The sequence below is a fragment of the Micromonospora craterilacus genome (assembly GCF_003236315.1).
Lineage (GTDB): Bacteria > Actinomycetota > Actinomycetes > Mycobacteriales > Micromonosporaceae > Micromonospora > Micromonospora craterilacus.
This window is the reverse complement of sequence record NZ_POTY01000093.1, coordinates 1-24,293: the sequence shown is the minus strand read 5'-3', so window position 1 is coordinate 24,293 and position 24,293 is coordinate 1. Positions and strand designations below refer to the sequence as shown.

The window sequence follows — 24,293 nt, the reverse complement described above, 5'->3', positions numbered from 1 at the left end:
GGGTTAGGGAGGCGTAGAGGGTTTCCAGGCGGCGGGTTTGTTGGTGGAGGTCGAAGTCGCGTTCGACTCGGTGGCGGGCCTCGTGGCCCAGGTGGTCGCGGAGCGCTCGGTCGGTGAGCAGGCGGCGGAGGTTGGCGGCCAGGGCCGGTGGGTCGCGCTCCGGGCCGAGCAGGCCGTTGGTCTCGTGGGTGATTGCTTCGGGGATGCCGCTGTGGCGGGTCGCGACGACCGGCACGCCGAGGCTGCCGGCCTCCAGGATCGTCGTCGGCAGGCCCTCGGTGTCGCCGTCCGACGCCGTCCGCGACGGTGCCGCGAGGATCCGGGACTCGGCCACGTGCCGCAGCACCTCGGCCGGCGGCAGCGCGCCGAGGAACGTCGCGTCCACGCCCAGCCGCTCGGCGCGGGTGCGTACCTGCTCGTGCAGGGGCCCGGTGCCGATCAGAAGGACGCGGGGGCGCAGGTCCGGCAGCAGCCCGATGGCCTCGACGAGGTCGTCGACGCCCTTCTTCTCGACGAACCGGCCGACGAAGACCACGTCCCAGTTCTTCGGGCCCGCCGCCGGCTCCGCCGGGACGGGCACCCCGGTGTGGTGTACGCGGACCTTCGCCGGATCCGCGCCGAGTTCCACCGCCCGGTCCCGGATCGGTCCGGAGACGGCGAGGATCAGCGCGGCCCGGTCGAACGCGGTCCGCAGGTTGAGCCGGTGTCGGGCACCGCGCGGCCCGGGGGCGGCCGGCTGCTGGGTGACGTCGAGGCCGTGCAGGGTGATGACCAGCGGAATGCCGAGCTGCGTGGCGGTGCGGCTGACCAACCAACCGTCCCCACCGAAGTGGGCGTGCACCACGTCGGGTCGCAACCGGGCCAGCAACCGGCGCAGCCGGGGCGAGCCGCCGGTCAGCCGCAACCGGAGCCACTCGCGGCGGCCACGGGGCGTGTCCGGGCAGACCACCACGTCGGTGTCCCGGACCAGCGGCGAGGCGACCCGGACCGCACCCAGGTAGACCGGGCGCCAGGTGGGCAGCGCGTCGGCCTGGTTCCGGATGAACGTCTCCGACCCGGGGAGCAGGCAGCTCCGCCAGATCGCGGCGACCCTATCGCCGGACATCGGCCCCGGTTTCCGTCGACCTGGCCCGCCCGTCCGGGCCATCCTGGTCGGCGACCGCCGGCCGGCCCGCTGCCGGTTGCCCGGCCACGCCCGCTGCCGGTTGCCCGGCTACACCCGCTGCCGGTTGCCCGGCCACGCCCGCTGCCGGTTGCCCGGCTACACCCGCTGCCGGTTGCCCGGCCACGCCCGCTGCCGGTTGCCCGGCTACACCCGCTGCCGGTTGCCCGGCTACACCCGCTGCCGGTTGCCCGGCCACGCCCGCTGCCGGTTGCCCGTCCTGGGCGGCGTTTCGGCGGCCGAGGATCCGGTCGCGCATCCGGTGCCGCAGCTGCGGCGGGATCAGCCAGATCTGCAGGAACGTCAGGTAGTCGAGGAAGCCCGGTCGGCCGTGCCGGCGCGCCTCGGCGAGCAACAGGCGGAAGACCCGGAGGCTGCGGGTCGGCGCCGCCATGGAGCTGATGATGCTCATCGTGATCGCGGCGTACGCCCGAGGGGTGATCAGCGGCCGGATCCCGCGCAGCCACTCCAACTGGGCCTGCCAGGGCGAGCTGAGGCTGATCCGCGGACGGTCCTCGTCCTGGTGCCAGAGCACCAGCGGCTCGGCGGCGATGACCAGGTCGACGTCCGGGTGGCTGGTCGCTCGTACGGTCCAGTCGAGTTCCTGCTGCCGGCGCAGGCCGACGGTGAACGGCACCCGGCGCAGCAGCTCGGTCGGCGCCATGATGGTCGAGGTCTGGATGAAGCCGTCGCCGTGAAACAGCCCACGCCGGAGGGTGAGGTACTCACAGATCGGCTCGCCCGGCTCCGGCAGCCGGCGAGGCATCACGAACTCCGCCCGGGGCGTCTTGTTGATCAGACGGCTGGCCACGATCGGGCTCGGCACCACGGCATCCCGGGCGACTTCCAGCTGAACGGCCAGCTTGTCGGGCAGCCACTCGTCGTCATCGTCCAGCAGCGCCGTCCAGCGGGCGCGGGCCTCGCGTACGCCCATGTTGCGGGCGTTGGGCGCGCCCCCCTTGGCGGGCAGTTCCACCACCCGCAGCCGAGGGTCGCCGATCTCGGCGAGGGCCTTGCCGGTCTCCTCGTCCGGTCCGTCGACCACGACGATGACCTCGATGTCGGTCACGGTCTGCGCGAGGGCACTGCGGACCGCCCGGGTCACCAGCGCAGCACGGGCGAGGGTGGGTACGACCACGCTGACCTCGGGTGTGGATGGCATGACCACCTGCTCACTCGCGCCGGACCGACATGTGCGCACAGTGACGCTAGGGACTCCGGGCGGCCCGCCGGTGAATGGCGGGCAGCGGTCAGACGTACAGCGGCGGTCGCCGGGTGGCAGGGGGCCGGCGGCGGCACGACGTGGCCGCGGTTAGTCTCGCGGCCATGTCGGAACTGCCGAAGGCCGAGTTCGCCTTCCCCGGCCCGCTGCGGGACCAGTTGGTCGCCGCGATCCTCTCCGGGGCGAAGACCTCGACCACCGGGCTGCTGCTGGAGTACGAGCGCGACGGTGACCCGCTGCCGACGGTCGGCGCCCGGTCGGTCCTGGTGGACTCCGACAACCGGCCGGTCGCGGTGATCGAGCTGACCGAGGTGCGGGTGGTCCGGCTCGGCGACATCGACCTGGCCCACGCCCGGGACGAGGGCGAGGGGTTCGAGACGGTCGCCGACTGGCGCGCCGGGCACGAGACGTTCTGGCACGGCCCGGAGTACCGGGCGTACCTCGGTGATCCCGGCTTCACCGTCGACGACGACACGCTCGCCGTCACCGAGCGTTTCCGGGTGGTGCGGCGCGACGACCCGGACGGCTTTCCGGCGGCCCCCACCCGGTAGGCGCGGCCGTCCGCGCCGCTATGGTCGCCGGACCAGGGTCGACGCCCTGGCGGAAGGCCGGACCGGGGTCGACGCCCTGGCGGAGGGTCGGTGCGCCGGCCGGTCAGAGGGGCGGTGGGCGGTGGCGGACGCGGAACTGGTCGTCGAGGTGGCGGGCGCGGTGGCCACGGTGGTCATCCGCAACCCGGGCCGGCGCAACGCGATGACGCCGGCCATGTGGCGCCAGCTGCCGGTGCTGCTCGACGGCTTGGATGCCGATCCGGCGGTCCGCGCGCTGGTGCTCACCGGCGCCGACGGCACCTTCTGCGCCGGTGCCGACCTGGGCGACCTCGACGAGCTGCTGGACGCCGGCGACGACAGCATCGCGGTCGCGGCCGAGGAGCGGCTGGCTCGCTTCGCCAAGCCGACCGTGGCCGCCGTGCGGGGCGCCTGTGTCGGCGGCGGCTGCCAACTGGCCGTCGCCTGCGACCTGCGGATCGCCGCCGACGATGCGCGATTCGGCGTACCGCCGGCCCGGCTCGGCCTGGTCTACCCGGCACCCACCACCCGCCGGCTGGCCCGGCTGGTCGGCCCGTCGGCGGCCAAGCACCTGCTCTTCACCAGCGAGTTGATCGACGCCGAGCGGGCGCTGCGGATCGGCTTGGCCGACGAGGTGCTGCCCGGTGCCGACCTGGCCGCCCGGGTCGACGGGCTCACCGGCGCGATCGTGGCACGCTCGCAGCTCAGCGTCGCCGGCGCGAAAGAGATCATCGACGGGCGGGCGGACGACGACCGGGTCGCCTGGTGGCACAGGCAGGTGCGGGCGAGCGGCGAGGCCCGGGAGGGTGTGGCGGCGTACCACGAGCGCCGTGCGCCGCGCTTCGGGTGGACACCACCCGCTGGCCGCTGACTCCGGCCGGGTCGGCGCTGCGGCCCGGTGGCCGACTTCGACAACGGCCCGGCCCGGCCCCTGCGGCCCGGTGGCCGACCTCGACGGCGGCCAGCTCCAACGCGCCCGGCCGGGCCGCCGCCGGGGGCCGGCGGGTGCCGCGCCGGGGTCGTCCCCCGGCACGCCCCCCGTTCCCGCCGGCCGGCCCGTCACCGCCCGGCCAGCGCCGCCCAGCTCGGCACGACCGGTACGCGCCGCAGCGGCATGCCCGCCTCGGCCGGCGTACGGTCGCCCTTGCGCTGGTTGCAGGCGTAGCAGGCGGCCGTGGTGTTCTTCCAGGTGTTCCGGCCGCCGCGCGAGCGGGGCAGGATGTGGTCGATGGTGCTCGCCGGCCCGTCGCAGTACGCGCAGCACCGGCCGTCCCGGCGCAACACCCCGGCGCGGGACCAGGCCGGGCCGGAGCTGAACCGCCAGCGGGTCACCACGTAGCGGACCAGCCGCACGACCCGGGGCACCGGGAAGACTCCGATGACCCGGTCCGGCACCGCCTCGTGGATCTCGGCGACCCGGCGGCAGAGCATCCGGATCGCGTGTTGCACGGTGACCCGGTGCAGCGGGCCGAGGTCGGCGTTGACAACGAGGACGGCGTCCACCGGGATCTCCCCTCCATGACGGTGACGGACGTACGGGCCGGACAGCGACGAGCCGCCCGACCCCGGGCGGGTGGGCGGCTCGGCGGGTACGGGTACGCGCGTCAGTCGGGCCGGCCACCTCGGGGGCGTTCCGTTCGGCAACCGCCGCTGAGCAGCCACGACGGCACGGCGGTGACGTGCGACATCGACATGGCGGGCTCCCGGAACGGCGGTTGACCTTGCGTGATCACGGTAGGTGCGGCCCTCGGCCGGCGGCAACGCATTTCGATGCGGCTCAGCGCCGGGCGGTGGCTTCGATGCGGTTCCACGCCCGGTGGCCGCTGTGGGCGGCTCAGGGCCGGGCGAGCAGGCCGCGGGGGCGGACGGAGCGGACCGGCTCGGCCGCGCCGCCCTCCGCCCGCAGGATGTGGTTCGCCGCGATGATGCCGGTGGCCGCCGCCCGCTCCATCAACGCGCTCGGGAAGTCGGTGCGGATGCCGTCGCCGGCCAGGTAGAGCCCGTCGGCGTCGGTGCGTACCCCGGGCCGCCGAGCGTGGCTGCCTGGGGTGAAGGCCGGCGCCCTCGCCTCCACCCGGGCACGCAGCTCCCGGACCCGCAGCCGGGCCGCCTCCGGCCAGAGCCCGGTCAGCTCGGCGCGCATCCGTTCGGCCAGCTCCTCGGCGGGCACCTCCGGCTCGCAGGCGTACGCGTGCAGCTCGATCACCGAGCCGCCGGTGCGCTCCGCCCAGCGCCGTGACTCGTGCTCCAACCGGTGGTACAAGGTCACCGAGTCCAGGGTGGACTGACGGGACACCCCACTGAAGATCGCCCGCCCAGCCTCGACGTCCCCGTCGCACCAGTAGCGTGCCACCGCGTACGGCGGGCCGGGTCGACCGTACCCGGGCAGCGCCGCCACCAGTTCCGGAGCGGCCCCGGTCAGCGCCGGTGAGGCCGCGACCAGCGTGGCGAGGGCCGGCGGGTTGACGGCGAGCACGACGTGCCTGGCCCGGTACGCCGCCTCGGTGGTCGCCACCCGCCACCCGGTGGGTTCCCGGTGCAGCGCGGTCGCTGCGACGCCGGTGACCACCTGGCCGCCGTGGCGCTGCACGTGCCGGGCCAGGGGGCGCCAGATCGCCGTGTCGTAGTCCTCGTCGGGGCAGTCGAAGGCCAGCCCTTCCGGGTTGCCGAGCAGGTAGAAGTGGAACTGGGCGATCATCTCGGCGGCCGACATCTCCGCCTCGTGGTTGAAGAACGAGTGGGAGAAGACCTCGAAGAGCATCGCCCGGGCCCGGTCCGGCAGCCGCAACGAGGTGAGCAGATCGTCGGCGGTGGCGTGGTCGAACTCGGCGTAGGTGCGTGCCGGGTGGTAGGCCAGCAGCGGCAGGGCGGCGTCCCGGTCCATCCCGCGCAGGTCACGTAGGCGCAGGCTGGGACTGCGGGCCAGCAGGGTGAGCAGGTTCGCCGGCGGGGCGGGTGGCAACCGTCCGAACTCCTCGGCCGGCCATTCGGCGCTCAGCACCGGATAGCCGGGGACCGGCCGGAGGAAGGTCAGCGCCGGGTCGACCCGACGCAGGATGTTGCGCCAGTTGTAGTACTGCCGGAAGAAGGCGTGGAAGCCGTGCTCGTTGACCTGCCGGCTGCCGTCGGCGAGAGTTTCCGGCCAGGCGCCGAGCCGCCCGCCCAGGGTCGGCGCGGCCTCCAGCACGGTCACCTCAACGCCGCGCTCGGCGAGGACCACCGCCGCGGACATGCCGGCGATCCCGCCGCCGACGACCACCGCCGCGACCGGGTGCGGCACCCGGGAAGCACCACCGCCGCCCGGGTCCACCTCGTGCGCGCGTACGCCAAGGAGCCGACCGATCACCTGCGACAGCGCCACACCGCACCTCCTCGGCCGACGCTCCTCAGTCTGCCTGAGGTGCATGGAAGGGCCCCTTATTAACAGGCTGGTGTTAAGAAGGGGCCCGGGTACCTCACGAGGCGTTAACAGGGGGCCCTTCCTTTCACCGCAGGCAGCGGTGGGGGCGGTCGGAGGGGGGCCAGACGTACTCCAGGTCGTCCGGGACGTCGTCGCCGAAGATCGGGCGGTAGTGGGCGGGGTCCTTGCGGAGCAGCGACGAGCGGTGGCTCAGGTGCAGATCCGTCCGGCCGAGCCAGGGCGGCAGTTCTCCGGCGACGGCCAGCTCCTGCTGGGACCGAACGTGGTCGATTCCGCAGGCGGCGGCGAGGTCGGAGGTCAGCGTCGCCGCACAGGTGTCGGCCCGGCCCGCCGCGCACCAGACCGCGCAGATGTCCAGCCCGTACCGGGTCAGGGCCTCCTCGTACCCGGCCCACATCCGCACCGCGGGGTGGTTGCGCCAGCCGTACGTGGGTCTGGTCAGCCCGCGCAGCACCTGGATCGCCTCCACCCGCTGCTTGCCCAGCCGCCGTTGGTCCAGCGCCCGGGCGCTGGCCAGGAAGTCCGGGTACGGCAGGAACGTCTGCATGCCGCTGCCCTACCCGTCACCGGCCGGGACATGCCGGGCCACCGCAGTGTCCATGATCGTCACGGGGCTGCGCGGAGTGCGACCGCCTTACTACGATTCGGGCATGGCGGAGCCGTTGCTCGATCGGGCCCGACGGGCCAGCCGCCGGTTGCGGGTCAACGGGGAGCCCCGGGCGCACTACGTGATCTGTGGTCAGGACCCCCTGGCCTACTGGGTGGTGCGGGCGATGCTCGCCAGCGAGACGCAAGCCGGCCGGCTGCGGATCACCCTCATCGTGCCCGAACGCCGGCGCTCGCCGGGGCCGGACGGCCGTGACCTGGCCGGTATCGAGGTCATCCGGGCCGACCGGCTGGACGAAATCACCTTCCGCCGGGCGGGGCTGGCCGGTGCGGCGGGGCTGGCCCTGCTGCACCAGGACGACGTGGGCAACATGCACGCCGCGCTCTGCGCGCAGGAGGTCGAGCCCCGGTTGCGCCTGGTGGTGCGGATGTTCAACACCGGCCTGGCCAACGGCGTACGGCAGATCTTCCCCGACTCGACCGTGCTCTCGGACGCCTCGATGGCCGCCCCGGCCTTCGTGGCCGCCGCCCTCGGCGAGGTCGCGCCCACGTACTTCCGGCACGGCGGGCGCACCCTCTACGTGGCCCGTCGGGACGACGTACGCCCGAGCGAGATTCTCTGCGGCGTGGCCGACATCCGCGACCCCCAGCAGGAACTGGTGCTCCCGGCCGACGACCGGCGGGCCGACGTGGTCCTTGCCGAGGCGCTCGGCCGACCGGCGGGCACCGAGTTGGCCGCGCGCCGGCTGGTCCGGGCGCGGCGGCGGCGCCGGCCGGTGGCGATGGTGCTCCGGGCGATCCGCGGTTTCGCCACTCGCAAGATCGGGGTCGCGGTGATCGTGCTGCTCGCCGTGGTCGCGGCACTGGGCGGGCTGTACGCCAACGCGGCGCACGTCCCCTGGGCCGACGCGCTCTACCTGACCATGGTCACCACCCTCACCGGCCAGGATCCGGACATCAAAAAGCCGGCCGAAGAGCAGATCATGCAGGTGGTGCTCAACCTCGCCGGGCTGGCGCTGATCCCGTTGATCACGGCGGTTGTCGTGGACGGCGTGGTTCGTGCCCGGCTGGCCCTGCACACCGGGCGGATCCTGCCCGAGCGCTCCGGGCACGTCGTGGTGGTGGGGCTGGGCAACATCGGTACCCGGGTGATGGCCCAGCTCAACGACCTCGGCATCGAGGTGGTGGCGATCGACAAGAACGCGGACGCGCGCGGTGCGGGGCTGGCCCGACGGTTGGGCGTACCGCTGGTGGTGGGGGACGCGGCGCAGGAGGAGACGCTGCGGGCCGCCTCGGTGGCCAACTGCCAGGCGCTGGTGGTGGTCTCCACCGACGACGGGGCCAACCTGCGGGCGGCGCTGAACGGCCGGACCATCAACGACCAGCTCCGCGTGGTGCTGCGACTGTTCGACGGTGACTTCGCCGAGCGCGTGCAGCGGGCCTTCGACATCGGCACCTCGCGCAGCGTCTCCTATCTGGCCGCCCCGTCGTTCGCCGCCGCCGTGCTGGACCGGGCGGTGATCGCCACCATCCCGGTCGGCCGGCACGCACTGCTGGTCACCGAGGTTTCGGTGGCGGCCGGCTCGGAGCTGGACGGCCGTACGCTCGGCACCGTCGGTCGGTCCGGCAGCGTACGGCTGCTCGCGCACGTACGCGCCGGCGGGCAGCGCCTCGACTGGTCGCCGGACCCGCGGATAGTGATCGTCGCGGGTGACCGGCTGACCGTGCTGGCCCGGCGCGCGGGCCTGAACGGCCTGCTCCGCGCGGCCGGCCCACCCGAGCCGGAGGCCCCGACGCAGGCCGGGACACCGCCGGTCCCGAGAGAGGCCGAGGAGTAAGACTCACCCGGAGCCGCTGCCCGTCCCGCAGCACCGAGTACGACGGTCGTGGTGGGTCAGTGGCGGGTGGGGCGGAGGGCGTACCAGGCGGCACCGAGGGCGAGGATGCCGAAGCCGGCTAGCACGGTTGGCAGCGGCAGGTTGACCGCGAGCACCAGGCAGCCGACCAGCCCCGCCACGGCGAGCGCCTGCACCGGCAGCTTCCGCGCTGGCTCCCGACCGAGGGTCAGCGCCGCCGCGTTGGTGATCGCGTAGTAGACCAGCACGGTGACGCTGGAGAAGCCGATCGCGCTGCGGACGTCGCCGAGTGCCACCACGAGGATCACCACGGCGGCGACCGCCAGTTCGGCGCGGTGCGGCACCCGGTGTACCGGGTGCACGGCGGCCAGCGCGGCGGGCAGGTCGCGGCGGCGGGCCATCGCCAGGGTGGTGCGGCCGACCCCGGCCACCAGGGAGAGCAGTACTCCCGTCACCGCGATGGTCGCGCCAGCACGGACCACCCAGGCCACGCCGGGCAGCCCGGCGGCGGTCACCACGTCGGCCAGCGGCGCGGTCGACCCGGCGAGCCGGGCCGGCCCGAGCACGCCGAGTGCGATCACGGCCAGCACCAGGTAGATCGCCAACACCAGGCCGAGCGCCAGCGGCACCGCCCGGGGAATGGTCCGTTCCGGCTCACGGACCTCCTCGCCGAGGGTGGCGATCCGGGCGTACCCGGCGAAGGCGAAGAAGAGCAGGCCGGCGGCGGTGAGCACGCCCCGGGCGGAGCCACCGGGCTGATCGATCCGGGCGACCGAGACGCCGGTCGCGCCGGCCACCGCGACCAGGGCCAGCACCGCCAGTACGACGAGCACCAGGACCCGGGTCGCGCCGGCGGTCTTGCCGATGCCCCGCAGGTTCACCCCGGTCACCGCGATGACGGCGGCGACCGCGACGAGACGGGCCTGCCCCGGCCAGAGGTACGCGCCGATGGTCAGCGCCATCGCCGCGCAACTGGCCGTCTTGCCGACCACGAAACCCCAGCCGGCGAGGAAGCCGGCGAACGGGCCGAGGCGTTCCCGGCCGTAGACGTAGGTGCCGCCGGACTCGGGGTACCGGGCCGCCAGCCGGGCCGAACTGGTCGCGTTGCAGAAGGCGATGAAGCCGGCCAGGGCCAGTGCCACCAGCAGGCCGGACCCGCCGGCCGCCGCGGCGGCGGGGGCGAAGACCACGAAGACGCCCGCGCCGAGCATCGAACCCAGACCGATGACGACGGCATCCGGTACGCCCAACCGGCGCGTGAGTTGATCCACGGCCGCAGCCTAGGGGCGTTCGGTGAACGGAATGTCCCATCGCTGTAGCCGGCGAGGAAGCGGCAGGTCGTCCCAGGGCACCCGGTGCAGAATCCGGTCCAGCAGCAGCCCCAGCAGCAGCCCGGCCACCGAGTCGGTCAGCCAGTGCCACCCCAGGTACGTGGTGGTGCACAGCACCACGGTCGGCGGCACGATCCGGACCGCGAGCACCACCCGACGCGGCATGGTGCGGCCGAGGCTGGCCAGCAGCGGGGCGAGCAGCAGCGCGATCACCCCATACCAGACGATCGCGTTGGCCACGTGCCCGGACGGGTAGGACTGGGCGAACCGGACCGGCAGGTCGTCCTGGAAGAGCGGGAGGGTCTGTGCCGGCGGCAGGAACGGCTCCTTGACGCTGGCGCTCGGCGCCGGCCGGGCCGTCCACACCTTCAGCGGGCCGATGGTCAGGTAGGTCAGCACGAAGGCGGCCACCGGGACGAGCAGCGGGCGCACCGAGCGCAGCCGGATCGCCAGCAGCACCCCCAGGCCGGCCGCGATCAGCGTCAGCGGGGTGCCCTGGCCCAGGTAGTTGAGGACGGCCGCGACCCACCAGGCGGCGGTGGGCCGGTGCGCGTCGGCCCAGTCGGCCACCGCGCGGTCGATGCCGAAGAACCAGCCGGCGGTGAGCGCGGCGGTCAGCCCGACGAGGGCGGCCGGCAGCAGGGCGTCGAACCACCAGCCGGCCGGGCGGACCGGCTGGAGCCGCAGGTTCCGGCGTACCGTCGTGGTCTCCCGCACTCCGGTCACGCTACCGGCCCGGTGCGGTGGTCGGTCGCCCGCGGTGCGCGGCGACTGTGTGCCCAGCCACGCGGGGAAGCGTTCCGGCGGGCCAGGCGTCAGACTTGACGCCGTGCGGATCACCTCGGCCCTCGTCGACCCGGCGCTGCTCGACCTGCCCTGGTCGACCCCGTTGGAGCAGTGGCCGGCCGAACACCTGGTCGCGCTGCCACAGGGCATCTCCCGGCACGTGGTGCGTTTCGTGCGCCTCGGCGGGTACGTCTACGCGGTCAAGGAGACCGGCGAGCGGGTGGCCGAGCGGGAGTACGACCTGCTGCGCGCCCTGGAGCGGATCGACTTCCCGTCGGTGCAGGCGGTGGCGATCGTCGCCGAACGGGAATCCGACTCGGGGGAGCCACTGGACCCGGTGCTGATCACCCGTCACCTGCAGTTCTCCCTGCCGTACCGGGCGCTCTTCTCGCACACGTTGCGGCCGGAGACGATGGGCCGGCTGCTCGACGCGCTCGCCGCGCTGCTGGTCCGGATGCACCTGACCGGCTTCTTCTGGGGCGACTGCTCGCTGTCGAACACGCTGTTCCGGCGGGACGCGGGTGCCTTCGCCGCGTACCTGGTCGACGCCGAGACCGGGGCGTTGCGCACCGCGCTCTCCAACGGCCAGCGTGGCGAGGATCTGGAGATCGCCCGGGTCAACATCTTCGGCGAGGCGCTGGACCTCCAGGCCGCCGGCCTGCTGCACGACTCGATCGACCCCGAGGTGGTCTGCGAGGAGGTCGTGCAGCGCTACGAGCGGCTCTGGCACGAGATCACCTACGAGCAGCAGGTCGAGCGGGAGGCCCGGCACGACATCGAGGGGCGGATCCGCCGGCTCAACGAGATGGGTTTCGACGTCGCCGAGGTGGCCATGTCGACAATCGACAACGGCCGCTACCTGATCCGGCCCAAGGTGGTCGACGCCGGCTACCACACCCGCCGGCTGCTCCGGCTCACCGGCCTGGACGCCGAGGAGAACCAGGCCCGCCGGCTGCTCAACGACCTCGACGCGTACCGGGCGGAGAGCGACCTGACCGACGAGCAGCAGGCCGCCCACCGCTGGTTGACCGAGGTGTTCGAACCGGTGGTCCGGGCGGTACCCGCGCACCTGCGGCGCAAGCTGGAGCCGCAGGAGCTGTTCGCGCAGATCATCGAGCACAAGTGGCTGCTCTCCGAGCGGGCCGGCCGGGACGTCGGGATGCGCCACGCGGTGCAGTCGTACCTGGCCGACGTGCTGGTGCACCGCCCGGACGAGCAGGCCGTGCTCGGCGTGGAGATCCCGACGGCCGGCTGACCGGTCGCGTCACTCCACCCAGGAACCGGCGCGCATCACCCGGACGATCTCGAGGTCGTCGTCGAGCACCACCAGGTCGGCGCGCAGACCGGCCTGGAGGGCGCCGACCTGACCGCCGAGGCCGACGGCCAGGGCCGGGGTGGTGGCCACCATGCGTACCGCGTCGGGCACCGGGATGCCGGCGGCGACCGCGTTTCGCAGGGCCACGTCCATGGTGAGGGTGCTGCCGGCGATCGCGCCGTCGCGGGCGAGCCGGGCCACCCCGTCGGCGACGGTCACCGCCTGGCCGCCCAGCTCGTAGTCGCCGTCCGGCATGCCGGCGGCGGCCATCGCGTCGGTGATCAGCGCGCACCGTTCCGGGCCGGCGGTCGAGGCGGCGAAGGTGAGCGTCCCCTCGTGCAGGTGCACCCCGTCGGCGACCAGCTCGCAGACCACGTTCGGCGCGGTCAGCAGCGCCACCACCGGCCCCGGCTCCCGGTGGTGCACCGCGCGCATCCCGTTGAACAGGTGGGTGCCGACGCTCGCGCCCGCCGACACGGCGGCGCAGGTCTGCTCGTACGTCGCGTCGGTGTGCCCGACCGCAGCCACCACGCCGTGCCCGGTGAGCAGCCCGATGGCCTCCAACGCGCCCGCGCGCTCGGGGGCGATGGTGACCATCCGTACCGTTCCGTCGCCGAGCTTGATCAGCTCGGCCAGCTCGTCGGTGGACGGGTCGCGGAGGAACTCGGGGTTCTGGGCGCCGCACCGGGCGGCGGACAGGTACGGCCCCTCGAAGTGGATGCCCGCCAGCACGCCCTCGCGGACCAGCGGCGCGAAGGCCGTGGTGGCCGAGCGCATCAGCTCGAACGGCGCGCTGACCAGGCTGGCCAGCAGGCTCGTGGTGCCGTGCCGCAGGTGGAACGCGGCGGCGGCGCGCGCCTGCCCGGCATCACCGGTGGTGAAGGTGTGCCCGCCTCCGCCGTGGGTGTGGATGTCCACGAAGCCGGGCACGATCCAGTGCCCGTCGCGCACCGACGGGTACTCGGCGACCGCGCTGATGGTGTCGCCTCTGACCTCGATGCAGCCCTGCCGGATCACCCCGCTCGGGGTCACCACCTTGCCGTTCACCCGTACGGTCATCGTTTCTCCAGCTGGTCGAGGGCGAGCAGGGCGGCGCCGAGGCAGCCCGCCTCGTCGCCGAGGGCGGCCGCGACCAGTCGCGGCTCCCGGTGGAAGGTGAGCCGGTCCCGCAGCGCCGCACGCAGCGGGTCGAACAATCCGGCGCCGGCCTGGGCGAGGCCGCCGCCCAGGACGATCGTCTCCACGTCGAACAGGGCCTGGCCGGTGGCGAGACCGTCGGCCAGCGCCTCGACGGCCTCCCGCCAGACCCGGGTGGCAAGTTCCTCGCCGGCCGCCGCCCGAGCGGCCACCTCGGCGGCGGTCACCATCGTCCGACCCGTGTCGGGCAGGTCGGCGGACCGACCGTCCGGCGTCGCGTCGGACCGGTCCGTCGATTCGGGGTCGGCGGTGAGTTCGGCGTAGCGGCGCGCGACGGCCGAGGCGGAGGCGATCGTCTCCAGACAGCCCGGACGCCCGCAGCCGCAGATCGGCCCGGCGGGGCGGACCAGGATGTGACCGAGTTCGCCGGCCGCGCCGTGTGCGCCGGTGGCGGCCGAGCCGGCGACCACGTGCGCGGCGGCGATGCCGGTGCCGATCGCCACGAAGAGGACGTGCTCGGCGTCCCGGCCGGCGCCGATCCGCGCCTCGGCGAGGCCGCCGGCGCGTACGTCGTGGCCGAGCGCCGTGGGCAGGCCGAGCCGCGCGGACGCCAGGTCGCGCAGCGGTACGTCCCGGAAGCCGACGTTCGCCGACCAGACCGCGACGCCGCGTGCCTCGTCGACGACGCCCGGCACCACGATGCCGAGCGCGGTCGGGGTGAGTCCGTCCGCACGCGCCTTGCCGGCCAGCCCGTCGGCCACCGCCAGGATCGTGCCGACCACCGCGTCGGCGCCGCGTCCGGCGTCGGTGGGGTGCCGTTCGGCGTGCACCACGACACCGTCGGGTCGGATCAGGGCGCACTTCATCCCGGTGCCGCCCACGTCCAACGCGACGACGACATCGCCGTCGATCACGCCACCACCCCTGCGCTCGGTGCCCGCCCGAGCGTGCTCCGTGCTGGGCTCACGCGAGCACCACGGACCGGCTCAGGTGTCGGGGCGCGTCGGGGTCGAGCCCACGACTGGTGGCCAGGGCGACCGCGAAGCGCTGGGCCAGGATCAGGTCGGCCATCGGGTCGACCGGGGTACGCCCGGCGGCCCAGCGGCCCAGCACCGTGCGGCAGCCGTGGGTGCGGCTGTGCACGAACGCCGCGCCGGTGGCGGCGACGTCCTCGGGCAGCCCCTCGGGCAACTCGCCGAAGGCCCAGACCAGCCGGCCGGGGGCGGCCACCGAGATCGGGCCGTGCCGGTAGTCCATCGCCGGGTACGCCTCGGCCCAGAAGGTGGCCGCCTCGCGGCACTTCAGCGCCGCCTCCCGGGCCAGCCCGACCGTCCAGCCCCGGCCGAGGAAGGTGACCTGCTCGATCAGGCTCGGGTCGATCGGCAGCGGGGCCCGGACGGCGACCTCCGCGTCGGCCACCAGCGCGGTGATGTTGTCGCCGAGTTGGGCGCGGAGCAGGGCCAGTGCGGTGGTGGCGAAGCGGGTCTGCACCACCGAGCGTTCGTCGGCGAACGGCATGGTGACGGCGGCGTCCGCGATGTCCACCGCCGGGGAGCCGGGATCGCCGACCAGCACCGTGGTCGGGATCCGTCCGCGCAGCTCGGAGAGCAGGTCCAGCACCTCGGTCGTGGTGCCGGAGCGGGTGATCGCCAGCAGCCGATCGTAGTGCCGGCCGGCGGGGAACTCGCTGGCCTGGAAGGCATCCGTCTCGCCCTGGCCGGCGGCCTCGCGGCGGGCCGCGTACGCCTGGGCCATGAACCATGACGTGCCGCAGCCGATGACGGCGACCCGCTCACCGGGGCGGGGAAGTCGGTCGAGCACCGTGGGGGCGAGGTCCGCCGCCTGGCGCCAGCAGTCCGGCTGGCTCGCGATCTCCGCGTGGACGTAGGCCATGAGAACTCCTCGCAGGGCGGGCCGCTGCGCAATACGGCTCGTTTGTGCCGTCTTTCGAGCGTCATTCTGCGTGAAACCTGGTGGAAATAGCAACCGCAGGGGCGATTGAGCAGGGTGAGCTTTTGCCTCATCCTAGTTTCGAGCACTAGTGTGCACGCAACCAATCACCGATTGTGCAGACACGGAGGCTTCCGGGTGGACCGCTACGCCAGATGGAACGCCCTGCTCGAAATGCTGACCGACTCCGGCCGGGTCAGCGTCGAGGAGGCCGCCGAGCGGCTGGCCGTCTCCCAGGCCACCATCCGTCGGGACTTCGACCAGCTCGCCCAGCAGCAGATGATCACCCGTACCCGGGGTGGTGCGGTCGCCAACGGAGTCTCGTACGATCTGCCGCTGCGCTACAAGACGGCCAAGCACTCGGCCGAGAAGCAGCGCATCGGCGCCGCCGCGGCGGCACTGGTCTCGCCGGGCACGGTGGTCGGCCTCAACGGCGGCACCACCAGCACCGAGGTGGCCCGGGCGCTGGCCGTCCGCCCGGATCTCAACACCAACGCCGAGGGCGCCCAGCTGACCGTGGTCACCAACGCGCTGAACATCGCCAACGAGCTGCTGGTCCGTTCCCGGATGAAGGTCGTGGTGGCCGGCGGGGTGGTGCGGCCGAAGTCGTTCGAGCTGGTCGGGCCGCTGGGTGGGGCGCTGTTGCGCGAGGTCACCCTGGACGTGGCGCTGCTCGGGGTGGACGCGATCGACCCGCAGCTCGGTGCCGCCGCTCACCACGAGGGTGAGGCGGCGATGAACAACCTGATGGTGGCCCGGGCCAAGCGGGTGGTGATCATCGCTGACTCGTCCAAGCTGGGCGGTCACGCCTTCGCCCGGATCTGCCCCGTCGACCGGGTCGAGACCCTGGTCACCGACTCGGGCGCCGCGCCCGAGGTGGTGGAGGCATTCCGCGCCGCCGGCGTCCACGTCATCTGCGCCTGAGGTGCAAGGAAGGGCCCCCTGTTAACGCCTCCGGTAGAGGAAGGGCCCCTTTTTAACACGCCGATCGGCGTGGCGATGCATACCGGGTATTGCTCTCTCGTGCATACCACGTATGGTGTCGGTCGTCACCCACACACCATCGGGGGAGGTGCAGCTTGCCAGCTGTCCTGGAGATCGAAGGTCTACGAAAGACATATCGGAGTCGACGACGCGGCACCCGCAACGCCCTGGACGGCTTCGACATGCGGGTCGAGGCGGGGCAGGTGCACGGCTTCCTCGGCCCCAACGGCTCGGGAAAGACCACCACGCTGCGTACGCTGCTCGGCCTGATCGGGCCGGACGGCGGCCGGATGACGATCCTCGGGCACCCGGTGCCCGAGGCGTTGCCGCAGGTCGCCGGGCAGGTCGGCGCTATCGTGGAGAGCCCGCAGTTCTTCCCGCACTTCACCGCGCGGGACACCCTGTCCCTGCTGGCGAGCGCCGGCGAGGTGCCCGCACAGCGGGTCGACGAGGTGCTGGAACTGGTCGGGCTGCGCGACCGGGCCGGCGAGCGGGTCAAGACGTACTCGCTCGGCATGAAGCAGCGACTCGCCGTCGCCTCGGCCCTGCTGAAGAACCCGCGGCTGCTGATCCTCGACGAGCCGGCCAACGGCCTCGACCCGGGCGGCATCCGGGAGATGCGCACGCTGATGCGTAACCTCGCCGAATCGGGCATGACCGTGGTGCTGTCCAGCCACATCCTCGGCGAGATCCAACTGATCTGCGACTCCGTCACCATCATCTCGCTGGGCCGGCGGGTCGCCTTCGGCCCGGTCGACGAGGTGCTCGCGCAGCACTCCTCCGGCGCGGTACGGGTCCGGCTGGAGGCGGTCACCGACCTGCCGGCCGCCGCCGCCGCGCTGACCCGGGCCGGGGTACGGGTGACCCCGAACCACGATCACCTGATGCTCGCCGGGGTGGACAAGCCGGCCACGGTCACCCGGCTGCTGGCCGAGCAGGGCCTCTACGTCAGCGAACTCGCTCCGGTCGCGGTCGACCTGGAGAGTGTCTTCCTCGAACTGACCGCCACCGCGCCCGTACCCGGCCAGCACCGGCAGGTCGACCAGTCCGTACGAATCGATGGGGCGGAGCCGTCCGCGCCCGCCGGGGGAGGTTGGGGCGCGTGAGTCTCTTCCGTACCGAACTGCGCCGGCTGGCCAAGCGGCGCTTCGCCCGCTGGATGACGGCGGCCGGCCTGCTGGTCCTGGTCCTCGTGGCGGCGGGCCTCTTCATCAGCAATCAGAAGATCGGCCCCGAGCAGTGGGCCGAGGCCGAGCGGGCCGCCGACCGGCAGCACCAGGAGCAGGTCCAGTGGGCCGAGCAGGAGCGGGTCAACTGCGAGCGGGCGAAGGCGGCGGGCGACGCCGTCGACTACTACCCGTCCGACTGCGCGGAGATCAGCGCGCCGCCCCGGGAGGTGATCGAGGCGCAGTGGTTCCTGCCCTCGACCTTCAACTTCCGGGAGAGCTTCGGCGACCTGCTGATCCCGCTCGCGGGGATCCTGGCCATGGTCGGCTTCGTGGTCGGTGCCTCCTTCGTCGGTGCCGAGTGGAACACCGGCGGGATGATGAACCTGCTGCTCTGGCGTCCGAAACGGTTGACCGTTCTGCTGACCAAGCTGGGGGCGCTGCTCACCGGGCTGCTCGCCCTGGCCCTACCTGCCTCGGTGGCCTGGTTCGGCAGCCTCTGGCTGGTCGCCACCTGGCGCGGAACCACCGAGAAGATGACCTCCGGGGTCTGGCAGTCGTTCCTGCTCACCGGGCTGCGCGGCATCGTGCTGGCGATGGTGGCGACGACGGTGGGCTTCGCCCTGGCCTCGCTCGGCCGGCACACCGCGATGGCGCTCGGCGGGGCGATCGCGGTGATGGTGGTCGGCCAGGTCGGGCTGGGCATCCTGCTGGGGGTCGCGGGGGTGCGCTTTGCCGAGGCATGGCTGCTGCCCACGTACGCGTACGCCTGGATGACCAAGACGGTCACGCTCCAGGACTGGCGGTCCTGCCATGCCACCTACAGCGGTGAGTGCAAGCCGGCCACCCTGGACATCACCTGGCAGCAGTCGTCGCTGCTGTTCACGGTCGCTGTGGTGGTCTTCCTCGGCGCGGCGATGTGGGCGATGCGGCGGCGGGACATCACCTGAGGCGGTCGTGGGCGCGACCGGACTCCGGTTGCGCCCACGACCTCGGGTCCGCAGCCGACCGTGCACGGGGACGGTCGGCTGCCCGACGCGCCGGATGCGCCGGGTGGTGCCCCTGGTTAGGCTGGTAGACCCGGTTGGCGTCGCCCGTGCCGGCCGCCCCCGTGAGGAGCACCATGCAGCCCGCCGACGCCATCCCGGCAGCGCAGACCGGTCCGGACGCCGTCACGGTGCCGCCGCCGAGGTCCGCCCCCGAGGTGGAGTCGGCTCCGGCGCAGGGCGGCCCGGAGGACACCGCGCCGGACGACGCCTCGCCGGCTGACGACGCGCCGGCTGACGACGCGTCGGCGGGTGCTCCGGACGGCACCGACCCGACCACCGGCGGGCTTGGCGAGCGGGAGCAGGAGATCCTCGCGTTCGAGCGGCAGTGGTGGCGGCACGCCGGTGCCAAGGAGCAGGCCATCCGGGACCGCTTCGCGCTCTCCGCCACCCGTTACTACCAGTTGTTGAACGCGCTGCTGGACAATCCGGCGGCGCTCGCCGCCGACCCGGTGCTGGTGGGCCGGCTGCGCCGGCTGCGCGCCTCCCGCACCCGTGACCGGCGTCGCTGAACCTGGGTGAATGTCGGCCCGCGCGGCGGGTAGCCGGGGCGGGGAGGTGGCGGCGATGTCCTCAGGCGGCCCCGGTGAGGCGAAACGCCCGGCGTATCCGGCGACCGGGGGCACCGTGCTGCCCGAGGCGGGTCCGGACGAGCGCCGGCGGGGCGCGGCGGTCGGGGTGGCGCCGACCATGCGGGTACGCTCCGCGTCCGCCCCGCCTCCTGGCTGGGCGGTCAACGAGGACGTGGTGTTCCAGTTCGGCCCGCTGGTCGGGGTGCTGGACGGGGCGACCGTGCCGGAGGGCTTCGACACCGGCTGCGTACACGGGCCGCAGTGGTATGTCCGGCACCTCGCCGCCCGGCTGGGCCTGGCCGAGGCCGCCCGCCCGGCGGCGACGCTGGTGAGCAACCTGGCCGGGGCGATCCTGGCGGTCCGGGCCGACCACGGCGACCAGTGCGACCTCGACCACCCCGGTACCCCGTCGAGCACCGTGTGCCTGCTGCGCGACGGTGGGGACCAGGTCGACTACCTGGTGCTCTGCGACAGCCCGCTGGTGCTCGACGCCGGCGGCCGGGTCGACGTGGTCGTCGACGACCGGTTGGCCGCCTCGATGGCCGAGCTGCGCGGTGCCGCCGCCGGGCTGCCCGGGTCGGCCGACCGGGCCACCCGGTTCCGGCACGCCGTCACGCTGCAACGGGAGCGGATGAACCGTACGCACGGTTACTGGGTCGCCGCCGCCGATCCGGACGCGGCGTACCACGCGGTGGTCGGCACGCTGCCGCTGCGCGGGCCGGACGCGCTGCGCCGCGCGGTGCTGCTCACCGACGGGGCGTCCGCCGCCGTCGACGAGTTCGGGCTGTTCGACTGGGTCGGCCTGCTGGACGTGGTGACCAGCGAGGGGCCGGGCGCGCTGATCGACCGGGTCCGGGCGGCCGAGCGGGATCACCCCGACCGGTTGCGCCGGCACAAGCCGGCCGACGACGCCTCCGCCGTCTACTGCGAGTTCACCCGGCCGGACGACAGCGGAGCGTGAGGTAGGACGCGATTCGGCCCATCCGGACGGTCCCTTCCGCCATAGGTGTCGGTCGTCGCCAACCGGGTGGACGTGCGCCACCGAGCGCGGAAGACTGCGGCACGTGACCGGTGCGATCCGGCTGGAGCCGGTGGACGAGAAGAACCTCGAACCGTTGCTCTCCGTAGCGGTTGCCGAGGCGGAACCGGCCGACGTGATGCCGCCCGTGGCGGCGCCGGCCGGGTGGTCGCACGCCCGACGGGAGGCGTTCCGGGAGTTCCACCGGGCCAGCTTCGGCGGTCTCGAAGCACCCAACCGCACCGCCATGTACGCGATCCAGGCCGGCGACGAGGTGGTCGGGATGATCCGGATGAGCCGGCGGGACGAGCCGGACGCCGTCGAGGTGGGCATGTGGCTCGGCCGGTCGGCCCGTGGCCAGGGCATCGGCCCGGCGGCGCTGCGCGAGCTGTTGAACCTGGCGGCGGCGGCCGGCATGCGGTCCGTGGTGGCGGACACCGATCCGGCGAACCGTGGCGCGCTGTCCGCGCTGGCGAAGTGCGGCGCCACGCTGCGCGAGGACGGTGACCGGGTACGCGCGGAGATCAGCCTGGACTAGCTGCGCTGCTCCGCGTACGCGGCCAGCCAGGCGACCTGGGCCGGGTCCAGCGACGGGCGCAACCGGGCCCTTGCCGTCTCGACGTGCTCCGCGGTGACCGTGGAGGCGGTCAGCGACTCGCGCATCGCGGCCAGCGCCGCCTCCCGGACCAGGGCCGCGCAGTCGGCCGCCGAGAAGCCGTCCAACTCCGCGCCGAGCGCGGGAAGGTCGACGTCCTCGGCGAGCGGCACGTTGCGCGCGGCGGCCCGCAGGATCTCCGCCCGTGCGTCGGCGTCCGGTGGCGGCACGTAGACCAGCCGCTCCAGCCGCCCGGGACGCAGCAGCGCCGGGTCGACCAAATCGGGGCGGTTGGTCGCGCCGATCACCACGACGTTGCGCAGCGCCTCCACCCCGTCCAGCTCGGTCAGCAGCGCGGCGACCACCCGGTCGGTGGTGCCACCGTCGGTGGCCTGGCCGCGTACCGGGGCCAGGGCATCCACCTCGTCCAGGAAGACCAACGTCGGCGCGGCCTCCCGGGCCCGCCGGAACAGTTCCCGTACCGCGCGTTCGCTCTCGCCGACCCACTTCGACAGCAGTTCGGCGCCCTTGACCGACAGCACGTTCGCCCGGCCGGAGCCGGCCAGCGCGGTCACCAGGTAGGTCTTGCCGCAGCCCGGCGGGCCGTAGAGCAGCACCCCGCGCGGCGGCTGCACACCGAGCCGGGCGAAGGTGTCCGGGTAGGTCAGCGGCCACAGCACCGACTCCGTCAGCGTCTGCTTGACCTCCACCAGGTCGCCGACGTCGTCGAGGGTCACCCGGGCGAGTTCGAGGGTGGAGGCGGCCATGGTGGTCGGCCGTACCACCTCCAGCGCGGCGGTGAAGTCGGCCATCCCGACCGTCGGGTTCTCCACCGACTTCTGCCGCCGGGCCGCGCGCACCCCGGCCTCGCGGACCAGCGCGGCCAGGTCGGCGGCGACGAAACCGGGGGTACGCGCGGCGACCTCGTCCAGCCGGACATCCTCCGCGAGCGGTACCGGGCGGGTCAGCACGGTCAACTGCTCCCGGCGCAGGGCGGCGTCCGGCAGCGGGACGTCGATCCGCAGCGAGAGCAGGTCCGGGGCGCGCAGCGCCGGGTCGACGGCCTCCGGCCGGCTGGTGGTGCAGACCACCGCCGCTCCGGCCCGGACGAGCTGTGCCAGGCACTGGCGGAACACCGTCGCCACCGGTCCCGGGGTGTCCGCCGGGGCCAACGCCTCCACGTCGGTGACCAGCAGTACGGCCGGCCCGCCGGCGACCACCTCGGCCGTCGCGGCGCGGAGCCGCCCGGCGGCCGAGGCGTTGCTCAGCGCGGCGACCTCGGGCGCCCAGAGCGCGTGCACCCGGGCATCGACCTGGGCGGCCACCGCGCGGACCAGCGCCGCCTTGCCCGAGCCGGCCGGCCCGGCGACGAACACCCCGAGCGCGACCGTGGTGCCCAGCCGGCCGAGCACCTCCCGGTGATGGAAACCGAGATCGAGCAGCTCGGTCAGCTCCTCGGCCTGGGGCCGCAGGCCGGGCAACTCGTCGACCGACGGGGCGTTCTCGGCCGCGCCGACGCTCCCGGTGGCCGAACCGGCAGCGCCGGCGGTGCTCGCCCAGCCGATGTCACCGACGGTCGCCTCGCCGGCCTCCTCTGCCCGTGCGCCGGCAGCGGCGACGCCCGCCCCCGAGCCGGTCGGGGGCCAGGCCGCCCGACTGGTCCACCGGGAACTCGCCACGCGGCCGGTGCCGGCCGTGGGCCACCGGCCGGCACCGGTCGTCGGGCCGGCGTCGCCATGGGTGGCGGGCCCGTGTTCCCAGCCGACCAGGGTGTCCATGGTGACCAGCGCGCCCGGGTCGGGCTCGGCGGCGACGACCCGGAGCAGGGTGCTGGTCCAGGCGTAGCCGATGCGGGTGGAGAGGCTGCGCCGGGCCGCCTCGACCAGGGTGCGCGTCGAGGCGTCCGGCAGGACGTCCTGGGGCAGCAGGGAGACGTCGTCGCCGGCGGTGACCACCTTGCCGAGCAGCGCCAGCCGCAGCATCTCCGGGGAGACCACCGCGACGATCTCCGCCGGCCCGGCGAGCAGCACCTGGCGAGCCGCGGTGACCGGTGCCGGGCTCACCCGCACCTGCCCGCCGTCGCGTACCCCGAGGTTGCCCAGCATCAGGTCGTCGGCCTGCAACAACGCGGCGCTCGCGGTCTGCTCGGCCGCGGCGACGATGCCGGCGGTCGCCCGCCGGCCGGTCAACCGGACCGGATCACCGGGCCGCAGCGCGAGCGCGGTCAGCGCCTCGGGATGCACCCGGACGATGCCCCGCCGGGCATCCAGTGCGGCCGGCCGCAGGCTCGCGATCAGGGTCAGCTCGGGTTCGCCCACCGCCCGACCCTAGACGGCCCGGTCACCCTTCGTCCGGTCAGCCCGGCGGGTCCTCGCCGGTGAGGAGCGACGGATCGCGGCGGATCAGCTCGGCCAGCCGGGCCGCCGGGTCCGCGCTCAGCCCGTCCTGCGGGGCGGCGGAGCCGGGCCCGATGTTCGCCGACATCGGCCAGGCCGGTGGCGGCGAACTGGGCTGCGCGCTGGCCGTCACCTCCTGGTCGGCCCAGGCCACCCGCAGGTCGTACGCCTGCCCGTCGTGGTCGATCCGGGCGGTCACGCTCGCCCCCGGGTGCGCCGCGACGGCCGCGCGCAGCGCCTCGGCGACATCCTCCACGACGTGGCGCGGCGGCGCCTCCCGGCCCGGTTCGCGGGCCACCACCCAGCCGGGCCCGGCGTTGCGGCCGTCGATCCGGCTCAAGCCGGAGCCGGGCGCGCGGCCCGGGTCCGGTGGTGGACCGGGCTGTTCGTCGGCCGTCGGATCGGTGGACCGGCGGCGCAGCGCCTCTTCGCGCCGGCGCATCCGGTCCAGGGTCTCGTCCAGTCCGCCTCTCATCCGCCTCACCCCTTCCCACGGGGGCCGCGAGCCGGTCGGCTCAGGCCCGCTTGTCCCGGGTGGCCCGGTCCAGCGCCCGGTCCAGGACGACCAGCAGGGCGTCCCGCACCGACAGTCGGTCCCGGGCGTCGAACTGCACCAGAGGTACATGTTCCCCGATCGCCAGCGCCCACCGGATCGCACCGAGGTCGTGCGCCAGTCGCCCGTCGAAGGCGTTCACCCCGACCACGAAGGGCAGTCCCGCCCGTTCGAAGAAGTCGATCGCCGGGTAGCAGTCGTCCAGCCGGGCGCTGTCGACCACCACCAGCGCGCCGAGCGCCCCCCGGGCCAGGTCGTCCCACATGAACCCGAAGCGGGCCTGGCCGGGCGTGCCGAACAGGTAGAGCTTCAGGCTGCGGTCGATGGTGACGCAGCCGAAGTCCATCGCCACCGTGGTGGTGGTCTTCTCGGAACGTTGACCCGGATCGTCGACACCGATCCCGGCGATCGTCATCTCCGCCTCGGTGGTGAGCGGCACGATCTCCGAGATGGCGCCGACGGTGGTCGTCTTGCCGACCCCGAAGCCGCCGGCTATCAGGATCTTGACGGGGATCGGCGGCTTCGCCCGGGACGGGCCGGTCGCGGCGGGTGGCGCGGCCGGCGGCCGGTACGGCGGCGGGGCCGCCGGAGGCAGGATCGGTGGGGGC

At 74.0% G+C, this 24,293-nt stretch carries 23 protein-coding genes; 10 read left to right on the top strand and 13 right to left on the bottom strand.

Annotated elements, in window-relative coordinates; all coding sequences use genetic code 11:
* Positions 1 to 1,105, bottom strand: a 1,105-nt coding sequence (locus C1I95_RS16280) for a glycosyltransferase (protein ID WP_111214686.1), incomplete at its 3' end; no start/stop codon positions are given.
* Positions 1,092 to 2,324, bottom strand: a complete 1,233-nt coding sequence (locus C1I95_RS16275; RefSeq protein WP_111214691.1) for a glycosyltransferase family 2 protein — start codon at positions 2,322 to 2,324, stop codon at positions 1,092 to 1,094. The genes C1I95_RS16275 and C1I95_RS16280, both read right to left, overlap by 14 nt.
* 164 nt (positions 2,325 to 2,488) lie before the next feature.
* Here C1I95_RS16275 and C1I95_RS16270 point away from each other — a divergent pair, with 164 nt between their 5' ends.
* Together C1I95_RS16270 and C1I95_RS16265 are read left to right on the top strand one after the other, a co-directional pair.
* Positions 2,489 to 2,935: an ASCH domain-containing protein gene (locus C1I95_RS16270; RefSeq protein WP_111214685.1), complete on the top strand. Its 447-nt coding sequence runs from the start codon at positions 2,489 to 2,491 to the stop codon at positions 2,933 to 2,935.
* 76 nt (positions 2,936 to 3,011) lie between these two features.
* On the top strand, positions 3,012 to 3,824 hold the full coding sequence (locus tag C1I95_RS16265; protein WP_233513696.1) for an enoyl-CoA hydratase/isomerase family protein: 813 nt from the start codon (positions 3,012 to 3,014) through the stop codon (positions 3,822 to 3,824).
* 188 nt (positions 3,825 to 4,012) lie between these two features.
* Here C1I95_RS16265 and C1I95_RS16260 read toward each other — a convergent pair whose 3' ends face one another.
* The 3 genes from C1I95_RS16260 to C1I95_RS16250 all read right to left on the bottom strand — a co-directional run bounded on the left by C1I95_RS16260 (position 4,013) and on the right by C1I95_RS16250 (position 6,921).
* Positions 4,013 to 4,456, bottom strand: a complete 444-nt coding sequence (locus C1I95_RS16260; protein WP_111214683.1) for an HNH endonuclease — start codon at positions 4,454 to 4,456, stop codon at positions 4,013 to 4,015.
* A gap of 331 nt (positions 4,457 to 4,787) precedes the next feature.
* The gene (locus C1I95_RS16255) at positions 4,788 to 6,314 is read right to left on the bottom strand and encodes a hydroxysqualene dehydroxylase (protein WP_111214682.1); all 1,527 of its coding nucleotides are present in this window, start codon (positions 6,312 to 6,314) and stop codon (positions 4,788 to 4,790) included.
* Positions 6,315 to 6,438: 124 nt separating this feature from the next.
* On the bottom strand, positions 6,439 to 6,921 hold the full coding sequence (locus C1I95_RS16250; RefSeq protein WP_111214681.1) for an MSMEG_6728 family protein: 483 nt from the start codon (positions 6,919 to 6,921) through the stop codon (positions 6,439 to 6,441).
* A 103-nt stretch (positions 6,922 to 7,024) separates the two neighbouring features.
* Here C1I95_RS16250 and C1I95_RS16245 point away from each other — a divergent pair, with 103 nt between their 5' ends.
* The gene (locus C1I95_RS16245) at positions 7,025 to 8,818 is read left to right on the top strand and encodes a potassium channel family protein (protein WP_111214680.1); all 1,794 of its coding nucleotides are present in this window, start codon (positions 7,025 to 7,027) and stop codon (positions 8,816 to 8,818) included.
* Between the two features lie 56 nt (positions 8,819 to 8,874).
* Here C1I95_RS16245 and C1I95_RS16240 read toward each other — a convergent pair whose 3' ends face one another.
* Both C1I95_RS16240 and C1I95_RS16235 read right to left on the bottom strand, forming a co-directional pair.
* Positions 8,875 to 10,107 (bottom strand): APC family permease, encoded by a 1,233-nt coding sequence (locus C1I95_RS16240; RefSeq protein ID WP_111214679.1) that lies wholly within the window; start codon positions 10,105 to 10,107, stop codon positions 8,875 to 8,877.
* A 9-nt stretch (positions 10,108 to 10,116) separates the two neighbouring features.
* On the bottom strand, positions 10,117 to 10,884 hold the full coding sequence (locus C1I95_RS16235) for a phosphatase PAP2 family protein (protein WP_111214678.1): 768 nt from the start codon (positions 10,882 to 10,884) through the stop codon (positions 10,117 to 10,119).
* Between the two features lie 58 nt (positions 10,885 to 10,942).
* Between C1I95_RS16235 and C1I95_RS16230 the strand changes: the two genes are divergently transcribed.
* Positions 10,943 to 12,208 (top strand): DUF4032 domain-containing protein, encoded by a 1,266-nt coding sequence (locus C1I95_RS16230; RefSeq protein ID WP_111214690.1) that lies wholly within the window; start codon positions 10,943 to 10,945, stop codon positions 12,206 to 12,208.
* A 9-nt stretch (positions 12,209 to 12,217) separates the two neighbouring features.
* Here the strand turns inward: C1I95_RS16230 and nagA are convergent, their stop codons facing one another.
* The 3 genes from nagA to C1I95_RS16215 all read right to left on the bottom strand — a co-directional run bounded on the left by nagA (position 12,218) and on the right by C1I95_RS16215 (position 15,298).
* Positions 12,218 to 13,327 carry an N-acetylglucosamine-6-phosphate deacetylase gene (gene nagA, locus C1I95_RS16225; protein WP_111214677.1) on the bottom strand — a complete coding sequence of 370 codons (1,110 nt, stop codon included), beginning with the start codon at positions 13,325 to 13,327 and terminating at the stop codon, positions 12,218 to 12,220.
* The gene (locus C1I95_RS16220; RefSeq protein ID WP_233513695.1) at positions 13,324 to 14,271 is read right to left on the bottom strand and encodes an ROK family protein; all 948 of its coding nucleotides are present in this window, start codon (positions 14,269 to 14,271) and stop codon (positions 13,324 to 13,326) included. Before C1I95_RS16220 ends, nagA begins: the two co-directional genes overlap by 4 nt.
* 97 nt (positions 14,272 to 14,368) lie before the next feature.
* Complete coding sequence (locus tag C1I95_RS16215; RefSeq protein WP_111214675.1) at positions 14,369 to 15,298, bottom strand: SIS domain-containing protein; 930 nt, start codon at positions 15,296 to 15,298, stop codon at positions 14,369 to 14,371.
* A 195-nt stretch (positions 15,299 to 15,493) separates the two neighbouring features.
* Between C1I95_RS16215 and C1I95_RS16210 the strand changes: the two genes are divergently transcribed.
* From C1I95_RS16210 to C1I95_RS16185, 6 genes are all read left to right on the top strand, one after another.
* Entirely contained in the window at positions 15,494 to 16,279 is a 786-nt protein-coding gene (locus tag C1I95_RS16210) for a DeoR/GlpR family DNA-binding transcription regulator (RefSeq protein ID WP_111214674.1), read from the top strand.
* Positions 16,280 to 16,521: 242 nt separating this feature from the next.
* On the top strand, positions 16,522 to 17,445 hold the full coding sequence (locus C1I95_RS16205; protein WP_199523777.1) for an ATP-binding cassette domain-containing protein: 924 nt from the start codon (positions 16,522 to 16,524) through the stop codon (positions 17,443 to 17,445).
* A complete protein-coding gene (locus tag C1I95_RS16200) occupies positions 17,442 to 18,455 on the top strand; it encodes an ABC transporter permease subunit (RefSeq protein ID WP_111214689.1) in 1,014 nt (337 codons plus the stop codon). The genes C1I95_RS16205 and C1I95_RS16200 overlap by 4 nt, the downstream gene beginning before the upstream one ends.
* Positions 18,456 to 18,628: 173 nt before the next feature.
* A complete protein-coding gene (locus tag C1I95_RS16195; protein ID WP_111214672.1) occupies positions 18,629 to 19,063 on the top strand; it encodes a DUF3263 domain-containing protein in 435 nt (144 codons plus the stop codon).
* Between the two features lie 55 nt (positions 19,064 to 19,118).
* Positions 19,119 to 20,084: a hypothetical protein gene (locus tag C1I95_RS16190; RefSeq protein ID WP_233513694.1), complete on the top strand. Its 966-nt coding sequence runs from the start codon at positions 19,119 to 19,121 to the stop codon at positions 20,082 to 20,084.
* 103 nt (positions 20,085 to 20,187) lie between these two features.
* Positions 20,188 to 20,679, top strand: coding sequence for a GNAT family N-acetyltransferase (locus tag C1I95_RS16185; protein WP_111214671.1), 492 nt, complete (start codon positions 20,188 to 20,190; stop codon positions 20,677 to 20,679).
* Here the strand turns inward: C1I95_RS16185 and C1I95_RS16180 are convergent.
* Genes C1I95_RS16180 through C1I95_RS16170 form a run of 3 tightly spaced genes read right to left on the bottom strand, consistent with a single transcriptional unit; the run spans position 20,676 to position 24,283 of the window.
* A complete protein-coding gene (locus C1I95_RS16180; protein WP_111214670.1) occupies positions 20,676 to 23,054 on the bottom strand; it encodes an AAA family ATPase in 2,379 nt (792 codons plus the stop codon). The genes C1I95_RS16185 and C1I95_RS16180 overlap by 4 nt on opposite strands.
* Positions 23,055 to 23,091: 37 nt before the next feature.
* Entirely contained in the window at positions 23,092 to 23,607 is a 516-nt protein-coding gene (locus C1I95_RS16175; RefSeq protein WP_111214669.1) for a hypothetical protein, read from the bottom strand.
* 40 nt (positions 23,608 to 23,647) lie between these two features.
* Positions 23,648 to 24,283, bottom strand: a complete 636-nt coding sequence (locus C1I95_RS16170) for a GTP-binding protein (protein WP_438941318.1) — start codon at positions 24,281 to 24,283, stop codon at positions 23,648 to 23,650.
* Positions 24,284 to 24,293: the final 10 nt, after the last annotated feature.

Bases quoted from the DNA above. Each gene is read 5' to 3' on its own strand.
- C1I95_RS16220 (WP_233513695.1), bottom strand. From the start codon at position 14,271: ATGAAGTGCGCCCTGATCCGACCCGACGGTGTCGTGGTGCACGCCGAA.
- C1I95_RS16250 (WP_111214681.1), bottom strand. From the start codon at position 6,921: ATGCAGACGTTCCTGCCGTACCCGGACTTCCTGGCCAGCGCCCGGGCG.
- C1I95_RS16205 (WP_199523777.1), top strand. From the start codon at position 16,522: ATGCGGGTCGAGGCGGGGCAGGTGCACGGCTTCCTCGGCCCCAACGGC.
- nagA (WP_111214677.1), bottom strand. From the start codon at position 13,327: ATGACCGTACGGGTGAACGGCAAGGTGGTGACCCCGAGCGGGGTGATC.
- C1I95_RS16275 (WP_111214691.1), bottom strand. From the start codon at position 2,324: ATGCCATCCACACCCGAGGTCAGCGTGGTCGTACCCACCCTCGCCCGT.
- C1I95_RS16245 (WP_111214680.1), top strand. From the start codon at position 7,025: ATGGCGGAGCCGTTGCTCGATCGGGCCCGACGGGCCAGCCGCCGGTTG.
- C1I95_RS16195 (WP_111214672.1), top strand. From the start codon at position 18,629: ATGCAGCCCGCCGACGCCATCCCGGCAGCGCAGACCGGTCCGGACGCC.
- C1I95_RS16215 (WP_111214675.1), bottom strand. From the start codon at position 15,298: ATGGCCTACGTCCACGCGGAGATCGCGAGCCAGCCGGACTGCTGGCGC.
- C1I95_RS16270 (WP_111214685.1), top strand. From the start codon at position 2,489: ATGTCGGAACTGCCGAAGGCCGAGTTCGCCTTCCCCGGCCCGCTGCGG.
- C1I95_RS16175 (WP_111214669.1), bottom strand. From the start codon at position 23,607: ATGAGAGGCGGACTGGACGAGACCCTGGACCGGATGCGCCGGCGCGAA.
- C1I95_RS16190 (WP_233513694.1), top strand. From the start codon at position 19,119: ATGTCCTCAGGCGGCCCCGGTGAGGCGAAACGCCCGGCGTATCCGGCG.